This window comes from Variovorax raffinosi (genome assembly GCF_051216615.1).
In the GTDB taxonomy this organism is placed as follows: domain Bacteria; phylum Pseudomonadota; class Gammaproteobacteria; order Burkholderiales; family Burkholderiaceae_C; genus Variovorax.
In genome coordinates this window covers 228,082-242,739 of the sequence record NZ_JBPJZR010000003.1, presented here as the reverse complement: position 1 = coordinate 242,739, position 14,658 = coordinate 228,082, and the positions used below count along the sequence as shown (strand labels likewise).

At 67.9% G+C, this 14,658-nt stretch carries 13 protein-coding genes; 2 read left to right on the top strand and 11 right to left on the bottom strand.

Annotated elements, in window-relative coordinates; genetic code table 11:
- Positions 1 to 40: 40 nt before the first annotated feature.
- The gene (locus tag ACSFB7_RS12195; protein WP_435470376.1) at positions 41 to 877 is read left to right on the top strand and encodes an AraC family transcriptional regulator; all 837 of its coding nucleotides are present in this window, start codon (positions 41 to 43) and stop codon (positions 875 to 877) included.
- Between the two features lie 30 nt (positions 878 to 907).
- Entirely contained in the window at positions 908 to 1,294 is a 387-nt protein-coding gene (locus tag ACSFB7_RS12190) for a hypothetical protein (protein ID WP_435470374.1), read from the top strand.
- 19 nt (positions 1,295 to 1,313) lie between these two features.
- Here ACSFB7_RS12190 and ACSFB7_RS12185 read toward each other — a convergent pair whose 3' ends face one another.
- From ACSFB7_RS12185 to ACSFB7_RS12135, 11 genes are all read right to left on the bottom strand, one after another.
- The gene (locus tag ACSFB7_RS12185) at positions 1,314 to 1,775 is read right to left on the bottom strand and encodes a hypothetical protein (protein ID WP_435470372.1); all 462 of its coding nucleotides are present in this window, start codon (positions 1,773 to 1,775) and stop codon (positions 1,314 to 1,316) included.
- Positions 1,775 to 2,698 (bottom strand): ABC transporter permease, encoded by a 924-nt coding sequence (locus ACSFB7_RS12180; RefSeq protein ID WP_435470370.1) that lies wholly within the window; start codon positions 2,696 to 2,698, stop codon positions 1,775 to 1,777. The genes ACSFB7_RS12185 and ACSFB7_RS12180 overlap by 1 nt, the downstream gene beginning before the upstream one ends.
- A gap of 136 nt (positions 2,699 to 2,834) precedes the next feature.
- Positions 2,835 to 3,899, bottom strand: coding sequence for an ABC transporter permease (locus ACSFB7_RS12175; RefSeq protein ID WP_435471033.1), 1,065 nt, complete (start codon positions 3,897 to 3,899; stop codon positions 2,835 to 2,837).
- Positions 3,899 to 5,500: an ABC transporter ATP-binding protein gene (locus tag ACSFB7_RS12170; protein WP_435470368.1), complete on the bottom strand. Its 1,602-nt coding sequence runs from the start codon at positions 5,498 to 5,500 to the stop codon at positions 3,899 to 3,901. The genes ACSFB7_RS12175 and ACSFB7_RS12170 overlap by 1 nt, the downstream gene beginning before the upstream one ends.
- On the bottom strand, positions 5,497 to 6,192 hold the full coding sequence (locus ACSFB7_RS12165; RefSeq protein ID WP_435470366.1) for an alpha/beta fold hydrolase: 696 nt from the start codon (positions 6,190 to 6,192) through the stop codon (positions 5,497 to 5,499). Before ACSFB7_RS12165 ends, ACSFB7_RS12170 begins: the two co-directional genes overlap by 4 nt.
- A gap of 47 nt (positions 6,193 to 6,239) precedes the next feature.
- Complete coding sequence (locus ACSFB7_RS12160) at positions 6,240 to 7,205, bottom strand: 5'-methylthioadenosine/S-adenosylhomocysteine nucleosidase (protein WP_435470364.1); 966 nt, start codon at positions 7,203 to 7,205, stop codon at positions 6,240 to 6,242.
- Positions 7,205 to 10,012 carry a polysaccharide deacetylase family protein gene (locus ACSFB7_RS12155; protein ID WP_435470362.1) on the bottom strand — a complete coding sequence of 936 codons (2,808 nt, stop codon included), beginning with the start codon at positions 10,010 to 10,012 and terminating at the stop codon, positions 7,205 to 7,207. The genes ACSFB7_RS12160 and ACSFB7_RS12155 overlap by 1 nt, the downstream gene beginning before the upstream one ends.
- Before the next feature lie 15 nt (positions 10,013 to 10,027).
- On the bottom strand, positions 10,028 to 11,032 hold the full coding sequence (locus ACSFB7_RS12150) for a BMP family protein (RefSeq protein WP_435470360.1): 1,005 nt from the start codon (positions 11,030 to 11,032) through the stop codon (positions 10,028 to 10,030).
- Between the two features lie 95 nt (positions 11,033 to 11,127).
- Positions 11,128 to 11,757 (bottom strand): uracil phosphoribosyltransferase, encoded by a 630-nt coding sequence (upp, locus tag ACSFB7_RS12145; protein WP_435470358.1) that lies wholly within the window; start codon positions 11,755 to 11,757, stop codon positions 11,128 to 11,130.
- Between the two features lie 34 nt (positions 11,758 to 11,791).
- A complete protein-coding gene (locus ACSFB7_RS12140) occupies positions 11,792 to 13,198 on the bottom strand; it encodes a URC4/urg3 family protein (protein ID WP_435470356.1) in 1,407 nt (468 codons plus the stop codon).
- The gene (locus ACSFB7_RS12135; protein WP_435470354.1) at positions 13,195 to 14,553 is read right to left on the bottom strand and encodes a GTP cyclohydrolase II; all 1,359 of its coding nucleotides are present in this window, start codon (positions 14,551 to 14,553) and stop codon (positions 13,195 to 13,197) included. The genes ACSFB7_RS12140 and ACSFB7_RS12135 overlap by 4 nt, the downstream gene beginning before the upstream one ends.
- Positions 14,554 to 14,658 lie beyond the last annotated feature (105 nt).

Below are 14,658 nucleotides of genomic sequence, written 5' to 3'. Positions count from 1 at the left end.
GATGCCGCCGGAACGCCGGGCGCGCCGTGAAAATCCCGCGATGGCAAAGAAACCCGCGACAAAGACCGAGGCCGGCGGCGGCATGCCCGACCTCAGCGAGCGTGCGGATGGCCCCGCGCTGATCGCGCTGTGGGGCGACGATGAAGCCGGCAACGAATTTCGCCTCGGCACCCGCGAATACGACTGGCACAGCCATCTGCGCGGGCAGGTCTTCTGCGTCGAAAGCGGCCTTGTGCATGTGCGCACCGCCCACGGCTCCTGGCTGCTGCCGCCGCATCGTGCCGGCTGGCTGCCGCCCGGCGAGGCGCACAAGGTCAGCATCAGCGGCGCCATGAGCGGCTGGAGCGTGCTGATCACGCCCCAGGCCAGCCATGAGTTGCCCGAGCGCCCCTGCGTCATCGGCATCAGCGAGCTGATGCGGGCGCTGGTGCGTCGCGCGGTCACCTGGACCGAGCAGGCACGGCTTGAGCCCGAACAGGAGCGGATGATCGCCGTGCTGCTCGACGAAATGCGCCGCGCACCGCACGAGCCGCTGCACCTGCCGATGCCCACCGACCGCCGCCTGCTGCGCATCGCGACAGCCATCTATGAAGAGCCCGAGAACGGCCGCACGATGGACGAATGGGCACGATGGGCGGGCCTGTCCGCGCGCACGTTGAGCCGCCTGTTCCTGGCCGAGACGTCCGTGAGCTTCGCGCAATGGCGCCAGCAGGCGCGGCTGGTGCATGCGCTGGAGCGGCTTGCGCGGGGCGAGGCAGTGGCGGACATCGCCGATGCGCTCGGCTATGCGACGCCGAGCAACTTCATCGCGATGTTCAGGCGCAGTTTTGGGGAATCACCGGCGCGGTACTTCGCTCGCCGCGGCGACCCGCGTTAAGCTGCCTTGGTTGAAGATCGAATGTCACCGATGAAAACCACCCTTGCTCTGTCCGCCTTGCTTGCCGGCACACCGTCGTGTTTCGCGTTGACCTTCGCGGGAGCCACGGAAAACCTGCAGTACTTCGAATACGCGACGCTTGCCAATGATCACTGCGAGAAGCGGAACGTGCCGACCCGTCAAGCACTCACTGCCTGGCAGGCGCAGCATGAGCCTCTTTTTCGGCAAACCATCGATACCGTGCGGGCGGAGGGGAAAAGGCGTGGCCTTGCCACGGAGCACGAGCAGGATGCGTTGCTGTTCGAAATCATGAACATGGCTCGCACGAATGCGCAGGGGAGCATGGCTCGCAAGGGTGTCCCCTGTTCCAAGTTCAGCACCTACATCGACAGCCTCGCGAGCTTCTTCAAGCGCTGAGGGCCGCCGGGGATCGGTGTCAGCGCGTGCGTTGCGCCCGATACCGATACTGCCCAGCCGCCGGCCCGACCTCGATCGTCACGCGCCGCAGCTTGTCGTCATGCCCCGACGAGGCCTTGGCCGTCACCACAACGCCACGTGGTGTCGCGCGGCAAGTGAGATCCGACAGCGCGATCTCCGCATGGTCGTTGTCCAGCTCGGCGATGGCGACGGTGTGCTCGGCCTGCAGGCTGCCGTTGGTATCGCGCGCCATCCACTGCACGTAGAGGAAAGACTGCGCGAACTGTTCGGCGTGCACCACGCGGTAGGTGCCCTGGTGGTCCTTGCCCCAGGTGCCGCAGAGTTGCACCCAGTTGACCGCGTCCGCCGTCTTGAAGGTCTCGTAGCTGTAGTCGGCACCCAGCGCCTGCGCGTTCGCGCCACACAGCGCCAGCAATGCGGCCAGCAGGGCGCCGCGCGTGGAGAAGGGCGTTGTCTTCATCAGCGTTCTCCTTTGCGATAGGGTTTCATCAGCGCCTGCGGATAGCTGGCCTTGCGCGCCACCAGCACCAGCGCCAGGATCGAAAGCAGGTACGGCAGCATCAGGTACAGCTGGTAGGGCAATACCGCATCGCCCGATTGCTGCAGGCGCAGCTGCAGTGCGTCGAAGAATGCGAAGAGCAGGGCGCCGAGCAAGGCCTTGCCGGGCCGCCACGAGGCGAACACCACCAGCGCCACGCAGATCCATCCACGCCCGTTCACCATGTTGAAGAAGAAGGCGTTGAAAGCCGACAGCGTGAGGAACGAGCCCGCCATGCCCATCAGCGCCGAGCCCGCGACGATGGCGCCGGTGCGCGTGGCCGCGACCGACACGCCCTGGCTTTCTGCGGCCTGCGGGTTCTCGCCGGCCATGCGCAGCGCAAGGCCCAGTGGGGTGCGGTACAGCACCCAGCCGACTAGCGGTACCAGCAACAGCGCGAAGAGCGTGAGCGCGGTCTGTGCGTTCAGGATCGGCACGGGCAGCCAGTCCATCGGCGCGAACGGGGTGATGGTCGGCGGTGTGTTGACCTTCGGGAAGCTCACGCGGTAGCCAAAGTAGCTGAGCGCGGTCGCGAGCAGGGTGATGCCCAGGCCCGACACGTGCTGCGACAGCGCAAGGCCCACGGTCAGGAAGGCATGCAGCAGGCCGAACACCATGCCCGTGAGCGCGGCCACGCCGACGCCCACCCACAGCGGCGCACCGGCATACACCGCGAGCCAGCCGGTGAAGGCGCCCGCGACCATGATCCCTTCGATGCCCAGGTTGAGCACGCCCGCGCGCTCGCACAGCAGCACGCCGAGCGTGCCCAGGATGAGCGGCGTGGCGATGCGCAGCACGGCGACCCAGAAGGCCGGGTTGGCAAGAATGTCGAGAAGGTCGGTCATCGGGTATTTCTCCCTCCCCTTCCGGGGGAGGGTTGGGGTGGGGGCAAGCGGCGCTCGAAGTGGAGGCCGATGCCCCCATCCCAGCCTTCCCCCAGCGGGGGAAGGAGCAAGGCAAAAGAAGAAACGAAGGCTGCCGTCATTTCTTCATCCTCACCCGGTACTGCGTCAGCAAGGTCGCCACCAGCACCGCGATCAGCGATGCGGCCACGATCACGTCGGCGATGTACGTCGGCACGCCCACCGCGCGGCTCATGGTGTCCGCGCCGACCAGCACACCGGCCACGAACACGCCGGCGGCAATCACGCCCAGCGGATGCAGCCCCGCGAGCATCGCGATCACGATGCCGGTGTAGCCATAGCCCGGCGACATGTCGAGCGTGACGTAGCTGGTGCGGCCGGCCACCTCGATGGCGCCGGCCAGTCCGGCCAATGCGCCCGAGAGCAGCGCCACCATGACCACGGTGCGCGTCACCGGCACGCCGGCAAAGGCGGCGGCGCGCGCGTTGGCGCCCACGGCGCGGATGTCGAAGCCCAGCACGGTGTATTTGAAGATCGCCCAGACGATCACCGCGAGCGACACGGCCCACAGCAGGCCGGTGTGCACGCGCGTCTGCGCGATCAGCTTGCCGAGTTCCAGGTCGGACTGCAGCGACACGCTCTGCGGCCAGCCCATCGCGGTCGGGTCTTTCATCGGCCCGTCGAGCAACGCGGACACGCCCAGCAGCACGATGAAGTTGATCAGCAGCGTGGTCACCACTTCATCGACGCCCAGCTTGTTCTTCATCAGCGCCGGGCCCAGCAGCATCAGCGCGCCGGCCACGGCCGCCGCCAGCATCATCAGTGGGAACAGCAGCCAGGGCGCCAGTTCGAAGCCGGTGCCGCCGTGCATGCCGCCCACCGCCACGGCCGCCAGTGCGCCTGCGTAGAGCTGGCCCTCGGCCCCGATGTTGAACAGCCGTGCCTTGAAGGCGACCGTGGCCGCCAGGCCGGTGAGGATCAGCGGGATCGCGCGCGTCAGCGTTTCGCTCCACGCGAACACCGAGCCGAAGCCGCCCTGCAGCAGCAGTGCATAGGTGCGGCCGACCGGCGCACCGGCCCACAGCACCAGCAGCGCGCTCACCGCCATCGTGAAGACAACCGCGCCGATCGGTGCGAGCACCAGCGCGGCGCGCGAGGTCTCGTGGCGTCGTTCGAGCCGCATCATGACGAGGCTCCCGTGCGTTGTGGGGTAGCAGCGGTTGCGCCAGCCATGGCTAGGCCGATGGCTTCGCGCGTCCAGGCCGCGGCGGGGCGTGCCTCGCCCAGGTGGCCGCCGTGCATCACGGCCACGCGGTCGCCCAGCGTGAGCACTTCGTCGAGGTCGTCGGAAATCACCAGCACCGCAGCGCCGGCATCGCGTGCGGCAATGAGCTGCTGCTGCACATAGGCGACCGCGCCGATGTCGAGGCCCCAGGTCGGCTGGTGCGCCACGATCAGGCGCGGCGCGCGCGTCGGGTACTTCTTGTTGTCTCGTTCCTTGGCATCTTCTGCCTGCTCGGGCGCCAGCAATGCGCGCCCCAGAATCAATTTCTGCATGTTTCCGCCAGAGAGCGAGCGGGCCGGCGCCATCAGGCCGGCACCGCGCACGTCGAATGCTTTTTCGATGCGCCGGGCGTGCAGGCGCGCGGCCGCACGCTTCACGATGAACGACCAGCGCGAGAAGACCGGGCTGCGCAGCCGCTCCGACACCGCGTTCTCCCACACCGGCAGGTCGCCGACCACGCCGACTGCGTGCCGGTCTTCCGGGATGCGTGCCACGCCGCGCTGCACCAGCCGGGCGGGCGAGGGCGGCAGCGCGCGGCCCATCAACTGGGCCGTGCCGGAGACGGCGCGGCGCGTGCCGCACAGCAGCTCGGCCAGTGCCACCTGCCCGTTGCCCGACACACCCGCGATGGCGGTGATTTCGCCCGCGCGCAGGGTCAGCGACACCTCGCGCAGCCGATCCTGCCCGCCGTCCTTGCTGGCCGCAGTGCTCACATGGTCGAGCACGCAGATCGCGTCGCCGACCGACTTGGCGGGCCGACGCTGCGGCGCCTCGACCGCATGGCCGACCATCCACAGCGCGAGCTGCGCCTGCGTGGTGTCGGCCGTACGCGCCTCGGCCACCAGCTTGCCGCCGCGCAGCACGGCCACGCGGTGCGACACGCGTAGCACCTCGCCCAGCTTGTGGCTGATGAAGATGACCGACAGGCCCTGCGCCACCATCTGCGCGAGCGTGGCGAACAGCGCCTCGCTTTCCTGCGGCGTCAGCACGGCGGTCGGCTCGTCGAGGATCAGGATGCGTGCGCCACGGTACAGCGCCTTGAGAATCTCGACGCGCTGGCGTTCGCCGACCGACAGGCTGCCGATCTTCGCGTCGGGCTGCACCGGCAGGCCAAAGCGCTGCGCCACGTCGAGCAGCCGTTCGCGCGCGGCCGCGCGGCGCGACACCGGGCGCCACAGCGGCTCGGTGCCCATCATCACGTTGTCGAGCACGCTCAGGTTGTCGGCCAGCGTGAAGTGCTGGTGCACCATGCCCACGCCGGCGGCGAGCGCGGCCTTGGGGTTGCCGGGCGGCAGCGGCGCGCCGAACACTTCGATGTGGCCTTCGTCGGCGACGTAGTGGCCGAACAGGATCGACATCAGCGTCGACTTGCCTGCGCCGTTTTCGCCGAGCAGCGCGAGCACCTCACCGGCTTGCAGGTCGAGGGAAATGGCATCGTTGGCCACCAGTTCGCCGAAGCGCTTGGTGATGCCGCCTAGCCGAAGCACGGTGGTATTCATGGGGTGGCGGGCTCGGGGTTGCCAAGCTCGCGGCAAAAAGTTTCGATGGCCCGGGCGGCGGCGACGGGCGCAGCCTGCAGCAGGCCGTGCGGCCCTTCCAGGCGCACGATGCGAAGGCCCGACAGGGCACGCTGAACGATGCGGGCCGCCCGCTCGGGCACGATGCGGTCGTGCATGGCTTGCAGGTACATCGCGGGCACGCGCACCTGCGAGAGTTTGTCGACCACGTTCACGCGCTGCACTTCTTTCATGCGGCGCGCCATGACGGCGGCCGTCACCTGCCGCAGCGAATCCTGCAGCGATGCCGCAAGGTGCGGCGTGGCAAAGCGGCCCAGCAGCATGTGGCGCATGGGCCCACGCATCAGGCCGGAGTGCATGAACTTCATCGACATCTCGAGCAGGCCGCCGCGCAACAGCGCCAGCCCCGGCTTGGGGCTGCGGGCAAAGCTGCAGCACAAGATCAGCCCGCGCAGCCCCGGTGGAGGGGATGCCGCGATCGAGATGGCCAGCGGGCCCGAGAAGGATTCGCCGAGCAGAACGAAAGGCTGGCTGGCGGGCAGTTGCGCACGCACCAGCCGTTCGAGTTCGTCATAGCCCAGCGGCTCGGTGCCGGGGTAGCGCACCACGTCGATGGTGTCGCGCTGCCCCATGGCTTGCGCCAGGGGCTCGAAGAGATCACCCGTGCCGTCCATGCCCGGAAGCAGAACAAGTCGAAGGGGACGAAGAACGGGCGCCGCCGTCACTTCCAGGCGGCCAGGAACGCCAGCATGACCTTGGCGGAGTTGTCCGCCGCGATGCTCATGAAGGTGCCCATTTCGTTCTCGCCGTCGCCACCGCCCGCGAGGTCGCTGAGCGAGCGGAAGGCAATGAACGGCACGCCGTTGCTGTAGGCCACCATGCCCACGGCCGCGGTTTCCATGTCGAGCACGTTGGCCTGGAAGGTCTTGTAGGTGTATTCGCGGTACGCCTTGTTGTCCATGAAGGCCTGGCCCGAGACGCCGTTGCCGCCCACCACCAGTTGCGGCTTGCGCGCGAGGCACTTGCCGGCGTTGCAGTTCGCCAGGTCGACATTGCGGATGCTGCGCGCCACCTCGAGCATCTTCGGATCGGCCTCGAACCAGAACTTGCGCACGATCTCCGGCTTGGCTGCCGAGCGCACCTCGACCGGACGCGGAAACATCATGCCGAAATTGGGCAGCGTGGCGTCGGTGATGAAGGGGGGCGCGCTGTACTTGCCCGGCGCGGTTTCACGCGCCATCAGCACTTCGAGGTACTGGCCCCATTGCGCGGGCACGGTGACGTCGCCCACGTGCAATTGCGGATTCACGCCGCCCGCGATACCGCTGAACACGATGTTGGTGATGCGAAAGCGGTTGAGCACGAGTTGCGTGTTCATGGTCGCGTTCGTCATGCTGATGCCCGACAGGAACAGCACCACCGGCTTGCCTTCGAGCGTGCCGGTGGTGAACTCCACGCCGTTCACGCTGTGCTTCACGGGGTCTTGCAAGCGGGTCAGCAGCAGCTTCAGCTCGGGCTCGAAAGCCGAGAGCACCGCGATGCGCGGCGTGTCGTCCAGCCGCGTGCTGCTGTTGATGCTGACCGTGCCGGACTTGTAGACACCGACGCAGCCCGTGAGCGCGAGGCCGAGCGCGGCGGCCAGGAACGGACCGCGCAGGCGCTGAAGAAGCGAGGAGGTGTTCGTCATCATGAGTTCGTTGGCGGTAGTTGAGGGCGGTGTTCCGCGTCGGGCGCAGCAATCCAGGCCTGTAGCGACGCAACGCGCGCATGCTTGGGCGACAGTCCGACGAAGGTGGTGTAGGCGGCCAATGCCTTGGCATCGTTGCCGGCCTGCAGGTACGCATCGCCAAGGTTCAGGTAGGCGAGGGCGCGGCTGCCGTCCATGTCGATCGCCTGCTCGAACCAGCGCGCAGCCTCGACCGGCTTGCCGCGCTTGAAGTACACGAAGCCCAGGTTGTTGGCCGCCAGCGCAAAGCGCGGCTGCAGCTTCAGCGCCTCGGTGAAGGCGGCTTCGGCTTCGTCGTAGCGGCGCTCGCGATAGAGCTGCAGGCCGCGGTCGTTGGCGCGTTGGGCGGCCACGCGCGGTGCCACCGGCGCGGCGGCCGGCATGGTCAGCTTGGCGTCGCCGCCTTCGAGGTTCTTCACCACCACTTCGATGGCTGCTGGCCCGGCCTTTGGCGTCGCGGCCGCATGCACGGCCTGCTCGTTGGCCTCGTCGATGCGCTTGTTGACCTTGCTGGCGGCAGCGTCGAGCTGCAGGCTGTCGCCGCTGAGGCCTTCGCGTTCGACGGGCAGCGCGAACACGAACTCGCCACCCTCCGAGCCCGGCAGGCTGCCGAAGGCCGGCGTCTGCCGCGCGATGGCCGAGACGGCCGGTGCCACGTAGGCCGCGAGTTCGGTGCCGGTGATGACGCCGTCGCCGTTCAGGTCGGCCTTGCCCGACAGCGCCTGCAGCACCGTCCAGGTAAAGACGGAATGGCCACCGGGGCCGTCATCGGCCACTTGCTGGTCGGCACCGCCGGCGGTGAGCATCTGGCGGCCGACGCGGCGCGCGTTGTCGGTCAGAAAGTTCTTGTTGCCCTGCGGTGCGCCACCGCGCGTGAGGCCCAGGCCCGAGTAGCAGGCGTCCACCAGAAAGAGAACGTGCTTGGCCGACAGTGCTTCCGCCACCTCCTGCAGTTGCGGCATGGAGATGGCGTCGGAGGCCAGGTCGTCCAGCGCCGCATCGACCGGAACGATGTAGCCGACGTCGCGCCCGCTGGCGAGCTTGCGGGTGCTGCCATGGCCGGCAAAGAACACCAGCACGCGGTCATCGCGCTTCACGCGCTTGCTGTCGGCCAGCTTGTCGTTGAGCACGCGCAGGATGTTGGCGCGTGTGGCTTCTGCGTCGTACAGCGCCGTGATGTTCTCGGGCTTGAAGCCGAAGCGCGTGACGAGCAACTGCTCCATCGCCTTGGCATCGGGCACCGCGTGGTGCAGGCCGGGCCACTTGGCGTACTTGTCGATGCCGATCACCAGCGCGTGGCTTTCGCGGTAGAGCGTGTCGCCGGAGGTGGCGGCCACGCCGTCATCGGGCGCCGCCTTCTTGGGTGCGTTGACGATGAACTTGCCATCGCGCCATGTGGCGAAGCGGTAGCCGTCGGCCACCAGCTGGTCGAGCACGGTGGGCAGGGCTTGCACGGTGCGGCCCTGGATGTCGTGGAACAGGATCACGCCGCGCTTGGCCTTGTCGACCTCGGCCAGCACGCGATCGGCAATCGACTTGGGCACCGGGTCGGCCCAGTCCATCGAGTCGACGGTCCAGAGCATGGAGCGCAGCTTGAGCGCTTCGACGGTGCTCAGCTTGTCTTCGTTGCGCGCACCGTAGGGAAAGCGGAACAGCGTGGATTGCGGGCGGCCGGTGGCGTCGAGCAGGGCCTCGGTTTCGGTGGCCTCGGTGCGCACCGCGTCGTCGCTCATCTTGGCCATCATGCTGTGGCTGAAGCTGTGGTTGGCCAGCACGTGTCCGGCGGCCAGCACGCGCTTGGCCACCGCGCCGTTGGCGCCGAGCTGGGCCTTGCCCTGCGCGTCGAGCTTGCCCAGGTTCTGGCCAAGCTCGAAGAAGATGGCCGGTGCGTCGTAGCGCTTCAATATCTCCAGGATCTCGTCGGTGTGCTTGGCGTGCGGGCCGTCGTCGAAGGTCAGCACCACGGTCTTGGAGGGCAGCGAGGTGCCGAAGATCTCGCGCACGTCGCCGCCTTCCTTGGCGCTGCCTGCGGGCTGCGTGTAGGGCACGATGGCGCCGAAGTCCTTCAGGATCTTGTCGCGTGAGTACAGGCCCTGCAGCTTGGCCACGTAGTCGGCCCACTTCTCGCGCTGGGGCTCGATGCCGCGCTGCGCAAAGCGGCCGAACACGTCTTTCAGCTCGCGGTCGTAGGCCTGTTCGATCTCGGCGAGCACGGCCAGGTCTTCGCTGGCGCGGCGGCCAAGCTTGAGGCCGGGCAGCGACTGCGCCTGCCCGTAGCGCGTGCTCAGCTCGCTCAGGAATTCCTTGAACGCCAGGCGGTCGGCGTCGAACCAGCTCGGCTCGCTTTCGATGCGGTCCAGCAGCGCGTTCAGGGCCGGCACTGTGGCCGGGTCGGCCATGTCACCGGCCTGCGCGATCAACGCGCGCTGGCGCTCCTGCATGTCATGAAAAAGCAATTGCCCGACCGCACTGACGGCGCGCTTCTCGGCCGCATCGAGCTTGCGTTCGCCGGTCATGAGCACAATCATCTGGCGATGCGCCGCGAGCAGGGCGTAGGAGCGCTCCTGCAACGCGGCGGGAATGCCGACCGGCGCCGCGACCACAGGCACCACCGCAGCCGAGGCCGCAGCGGCAGGCGGTGCTGCCGCCGGCGCTACGGGCGGCGCTGCCGTACCAGCAGGCTCAGGCTTGCATGCGGTGAGCGCGACGACGGCCAACGCCGCAACAGCCACACCATGGATTGCGGTCCGCCATCGCGCACGATTCATAGGTTCTCGGAGTGCTTATTTCGCGGTGGACTTGGGCTGGCTGTCGTCCACCTTCACGGTGAACTTGCCGGCGAGGATGTCGGCCTGCCTGGCCTTCACCTTGGCGATGATGTCGGCCGGCACCTTCTTCTCGAACGTGCCGAGCGGCGCCAGCTCCGAGCCCTTGTGCTTCATCTGCGAGTACACGCCGTAGTCTTCGGCGGCGAACTTGCCTTCCTTCACGAGCTTGATCGCACGGTCGGCCGAGGGCTCGAAGTTCCACAGCGCAGAGGCGACCACCGTGTCGGGGTACTGCGCCTGGGTGTCGATCACGTTGCCGATGGCGAACTTGCCCTTTTCCTTGGCCGCGTCCGACACACCGAAGCGCTCGGCGTACATCACGTCGGCGCCCTTGTCGATCATGGCGAAGGCCGCTTCCTTGGCCTTCGGCGGATCGAACCAGCTGTTGATGAAGCTCACGCTGAACTCGACCTTCGGGTTCGTTTCCTTGGCGCCGGCCATGAAGGCGTTCATCAGGCGGTTGACCTCGGGGATCGGGAAGCCGCCGACCATGCCGATGCGGTTGCTCTTGGTCACGCCGCCGGCCACCATGCCGCTCAGGTAGGCCGGCTCCTGGATGTAGTTGTCGAACACGCTGAAGTTGGGCGCCTGCGGCTTGAGCGACGAGCCCATCAGGAAGGCGACCTTCGGGAAGTCTTTCGCGACCTTGCGCGCCGCTGCTTCCACGCCGAACACTTCACCCAGGATGAGCTGGTTGCCGCCGGTGGCGTACTCGCGCATCACGCGTTCGTAGTCGGCGTTGCTGACGTTCTCGGTGGCCTTGTATTCGATCTCGCCGCGCGCTTCGGCCGCCTTCAGCGCCTTGTGGATGCGGCCCACCCATTGCTGCTCGAAGGGCACGGTGTACACCGCCGCCACCTTCAACTTGGCCTGTTGCGCAAGCGCAAGGCCGGGCGCGCCGGCCGCAAGTGCTGCGGCAATGGCGACGGAACGAATGATCAACTGGCGGCGTGCTGTCACGGTGCTTCTCCTCGGGGTGTGGAAATATTGTTCTGGGCTGTCCCATGGACAGCCGGACGCCCCTCGGAACCGGAGGGGGCGTCGGGTGGGGCGGTTTACTTCGTGCCGAAGATGCGGTCGCCGGCGTCGCCGAGGCCAGGGAGGATGTAGCCGTGGCTGTCGAGTTCGCGGTCGATGGCTGCCGTGTAGATCGGCACATCCGGGTGCGCCTTCTGCATCGTCGCCACGCCTTCAGGGCAGGTCAGCAGGCAGACGAACTTGATCGACTTGGGGTTGAGTTCCTTCAAACGCTCCACAGCGGCCACGGCCGAGTTGCCGGTGGCCAGCATCGGGTCGACCACGATCACGTCGCGGTTCTCCATCTCGCCGGGCATCTTGAAGTAGTACTCGACGGCGGTGAGGGTCTTGGGGTCGCGGTACAGGCCGATGTGGCCGACGCGCGCGCCCGGCACCACGGTCAGCATGCCGTCCAGGATGCCGGTGCCGGCTCGCAGGATCGACACCAGAACCAGCTTCTTGCCGTCGATGACCTTGGCCTGCATGGTCTCGAGCGGCGTTTCGACTTCGATGTCCTGCATCGGCATGTCGCGCGTGACCTCGTAGGCCATCAGCATGCTGATTTCATTGAGGAGCCGGCGGAAGCTGTTGGTGGACGCATCCTTGCGGCGCATCAGCGTGAGCTTGTGCTGGACGAGGGGGTGATTGACGAGATGGACGTTGCTCATTTGAATTTTTTCTACCGTTGCTGAACCGGGGAGTCTAAAAGACGGTGCCGTCGCTCTCGATCAACAGGGGCGGAGCACCATTACGCAAGCGTTGTGCCAGCGCCCGGCCGGCGGCCCAGGTGCCGCCTTCGAGGATGCAGGCCAGCGGCAGTTCTTCGGCGGTGCGGTCGAGCACCTTGCGCACGCGCGGTGCCACTTCGTCGAGCAGCGCCACGGTCAGCGCGCGCCATTCGACGATGAATTCGTCGCTCGCCTTCCAGCGGCGGGTGAGGAAGGCCGGGTCCCTGGGCACGATCACGCCGCTGTCGATCAGCAGGCCGCCGTTGCGGTATTCGGGCAGGGCGGTGAGCGCATCGAGGTGCCGCACCTTCACGCCCGCCCACTCGAAGGGTTCGAGCAGCGAGTAGGTGAGCCATTGCGACAGCTTGTGGAACGGCATCCAGCCGTTGGTGAGGCCAGGCCCGCGCACCGCGCTGTGGCGCCAGCAGTCGCCCAGCGCCAGCGCAGGATCGCCCGAGCCGATGCCGCCCGCGTTGTCGCTGCCGTCGGCCGCGATGCTGTCGACCGCATTGGCCGAGGGCCAGATGCGCGAGAGCGAGTCGAGCAGCAGCGACAGGATCTGGTGCGCCGTGATCTCGGCGGTGGGCGGCGCGGCCGGGCCGTAGGGGCCGACCAGTGCGTCGAACAGCCGGCCGGGCCGGCCGTCGTCGCCGAAGATTTCGGGCTGCTCGTTCATTGCCTCGCCCAGCCGGCGCAGCAGCGTGGCACGGCCCGCCAGGCCGACCAGCGGATTGACCTCGCTGACCTGGAAGGCGTCGCCCAGCCGGTCGGTGACAAGGGCGCGCAGGCCGGCCGAGTCGACCTGGTAGGGGTGGTCGGGGTCCGAAGAGAACATCCCGCTCATGAAGGCGTGGAAGCTCGCCACGCCCAGTCCTTCGGAGCGCGTGAGGCGCTCGCCGGTGGCCGATTCGGTGTAGTGCCAGTCGGGGCCGGCACCGGCGTCGAGCAGCACGCTCACCAGCACGAGGTCGATCTGCGCACGGGCGCGCTGGCGTGCATCGAGGGCGCCCAGCCGGGTGTTGAGTTCTTCGATGCGATCGACGCCGCCGGCCTCGAAGTGGCGCCAGCGGCTGTGGTACGGGATGGTGTCCCACGGATAGCGCTCGCGCGTGACTTCGGCCACCGTGCGCGCCGCGTCTTCCAGCGCGTCGTCGTCGCCGATGCGGAACCACTGCGACTCGCCGTTGCGCGCGCGTGCCAGCAGGGCGCCGGCGCGCTGGCGGATGGCGGCTGTGGTGCGCAGCAGGCTGGCCGCGCCGGCCGGGTGGGCGGTGTCGGCGGTGAATTCGATCGACGGATCGACCTTGCCCGCGCCGCCGGGCGGCAGGCTGCCGGAACCGTCGACGGGCATGTTGGGGTCGGTGTTGCGGCTGGTGGTCATTCGGTGAGTCCGCGGCCCTTGGCCTTCTTGAGTTCTTCTGCGTCCGGCACCGGGCCGGGGGTGAAGTAGCCGGCCGCCATCTTGGCGTCCATCTCGACGCGGGCGTCGGCCGGAATCAGTTCGTCGGGAATGTTCACGCGCTCGCCGATCTCGATGCCCGAGCCGGTGATCGCGTCGAACTTCATGTTGCTCATCGACACGAGGCGATGGATCTTCCTGATGCCGAGCCAGTGGAAGACGTCGGGCATCAGCTCCTGGAAGCGCATGTCCTGCACGCCGGCCACGCATTCGGTGCGCGCGAAATACTGGTCGGCCGTGTCGCCGCCCACCTGCCGCTTGCGCGCGTTGTAGACCAGGAACTTGGTGACCTCGCCGAGCGCGCGGCCCTCCTTGCGCGAGTAGGCGATCAGGCCGACGCCGCCGCGCTGCGCGCCCATGATGCATTCCTCGATGGCGTGCGTGAGGTAGGGGCGGCAGGTGCAGATGTCGGAGCCGAACACGTCGGAGCCGTTGCATTCGTCGTGGATGCGCGCGGTGAGTTCGACCTCGGGGTTGGCCAGGTCGCGCGGATTGCCGAAGATGTAGAGCGTCTGTCCGCCGATGGGCGGCAGGAACACTTCGAGGTCGGAGCGCGTGACCAGCTCGGGGTACATGCCGCCGGTTTCCTCGAACAGCGTGCGGCGCAGGTCGTTCTCGGAGCAGCCGAAGCGGCGCGCCACCTCGGGCAGGTACCACACGGGCTCGATGGCCGCCTTGGTCACCATCGCGGCGCCGCCCGCGGTAAGGAAGTGGCCATCGGCCTTGAGGCGGCCGCTTTGCAGCGCCTCGATCACCTCGGGCAGGATCACGTGCGCCTTGGTGATCGCGATGGTCGGGCGGATGTCGTAGCCGGCCGCGAGTTCGGCCGAGAACACATCGGCCACCAGCGCGCCCCAGGGGTCCAGCGAGACGATGCGCCCCGGCTCGCTCCACTGCGGATACGGCCCGATCACGTCGGTCGGCGCGGTGTTGGTCAGGTCGGCCTTGTGCTCGCGCTTGAGCGCGCCGGCCGCCACCGCCAGCGCGCGGTACACGCTGTACGAGCCGCTGTGCGTGCCGATGACGTTGCGGTGCGCGCGCTTGGTGGTGGTGCCGACGACGGGGCCGCGCTCGGTGGCGGTGGCCGCGCCCCACTGGATGGGCAGCGCGCCGAAGCCGCCTGCGTGCGAGGTCAGGCGGATGTGGCCGGTCGATGTCGAGGGGTGAAGCGGGGGGAAGGGCGTGGTGCCGGCCGGCGCTTCGGGTGGCGCGAGCGGCGTGGCGAACGGCGTCGCAAGGGGTGTCGCTGAAGGGATCGTTGTGCTGTCGGCAGACATTGGTAGCCCTCAAAAAACACAATGTACCGATGGTGTGTGGTGCTTGCAAGCGGACAGCTTCGGCACAATCGACCGGAATCTTTTTTCGACAAGGCTGTAACCGGC

Bases quoted from the DNA above. Each gene is read 5' to 3' on its own strand.
- ACSFB7_RS12195 (WP_435470376.1), top strand. From the start codon at position 41: ATGGCAAAGAAACCCGCGACAAAGACCGAGGCCGGCGGCGGCATGCCC.
- ACSFB7_RS12190 (WP_435470374.1), top strand. From the start codon at position 908: ATGAAAACCACCCTTGCTCTGTCCGCCTTGCTTGCCGGCACACCGTCG.
- ACSFB7_RS12185 (WP_435470372.1), bottom strand. From the start codon at position 1,775: ATGAAGACAACGCCCTTCTCCACGCGCGGCGCCCTGCTGGCCGCATTG.
- ACSFB7_RS12180 (WP_435470370.1), bottom strand. From the start codon at position 2,698: ATGACCGACCTTCTCGACATTCTTGCCAACCCGGCCTTCTGGGTCGCC.
- ACSFB7_RS12175 (WP_435471033.1), bottom strand. From the start codon at position 3,899: ATGCGGCTCGAACGACGCCACGAGACCTCGCGCGCCGCGCTGGTGCTC.
- ACSFB7_RS12170 (WP_435470368.1), bottom strand. From the start codon at position 5,500: ATGAATACCACCGTGCTTCGGCTAGGCGGCATCACCAAGCGCTTCGGC.
- ACSFB7_RS12165 (WP_435470366.1), bottom strand. From the start codon at position 6,192: ATGGACGGCACGGGTGATCTCTTCGAGCCCCTGGCGCAAGCCATGGGG.
- ACSFB7_RS12160 (WP_435470364.1), bottom strand. From the start codon at position 7,205: ATGACGAACACCTCCTCGCTTCTTCAGCGCCTGCGCGGTCCGTTCCTG.
- ACSFB7_RS12155 (WP_435470362.1), bottom strand. From the start codon at position 10,012: ATGAATCGTGCGCGATGGCGGACCGCAATCCATGGTGTGGCTGTTGCG.
- upp (WP_435470358.1), bottom strand. From the start codon at position 11,757: ATGAGCAACGTCCATCTCGTCAATCACCCCCTCGTCCAGCACAAGCTC.
- ACSFB7_RS12140 (WP_435470356.1), bottom strand. From the start codon at position 13,198: ATGACCACCAGCCGCAACACCGACCCCAACATGCCCGTCGACGGTTCC.
- ACSFB7_RS12135 (WP_435470354.1), bottom strand. From the start codon at position 14,553: ATGTCTGCCGACAGCACAACGATCCCTTCAGCGACACCCCTTGCGACG.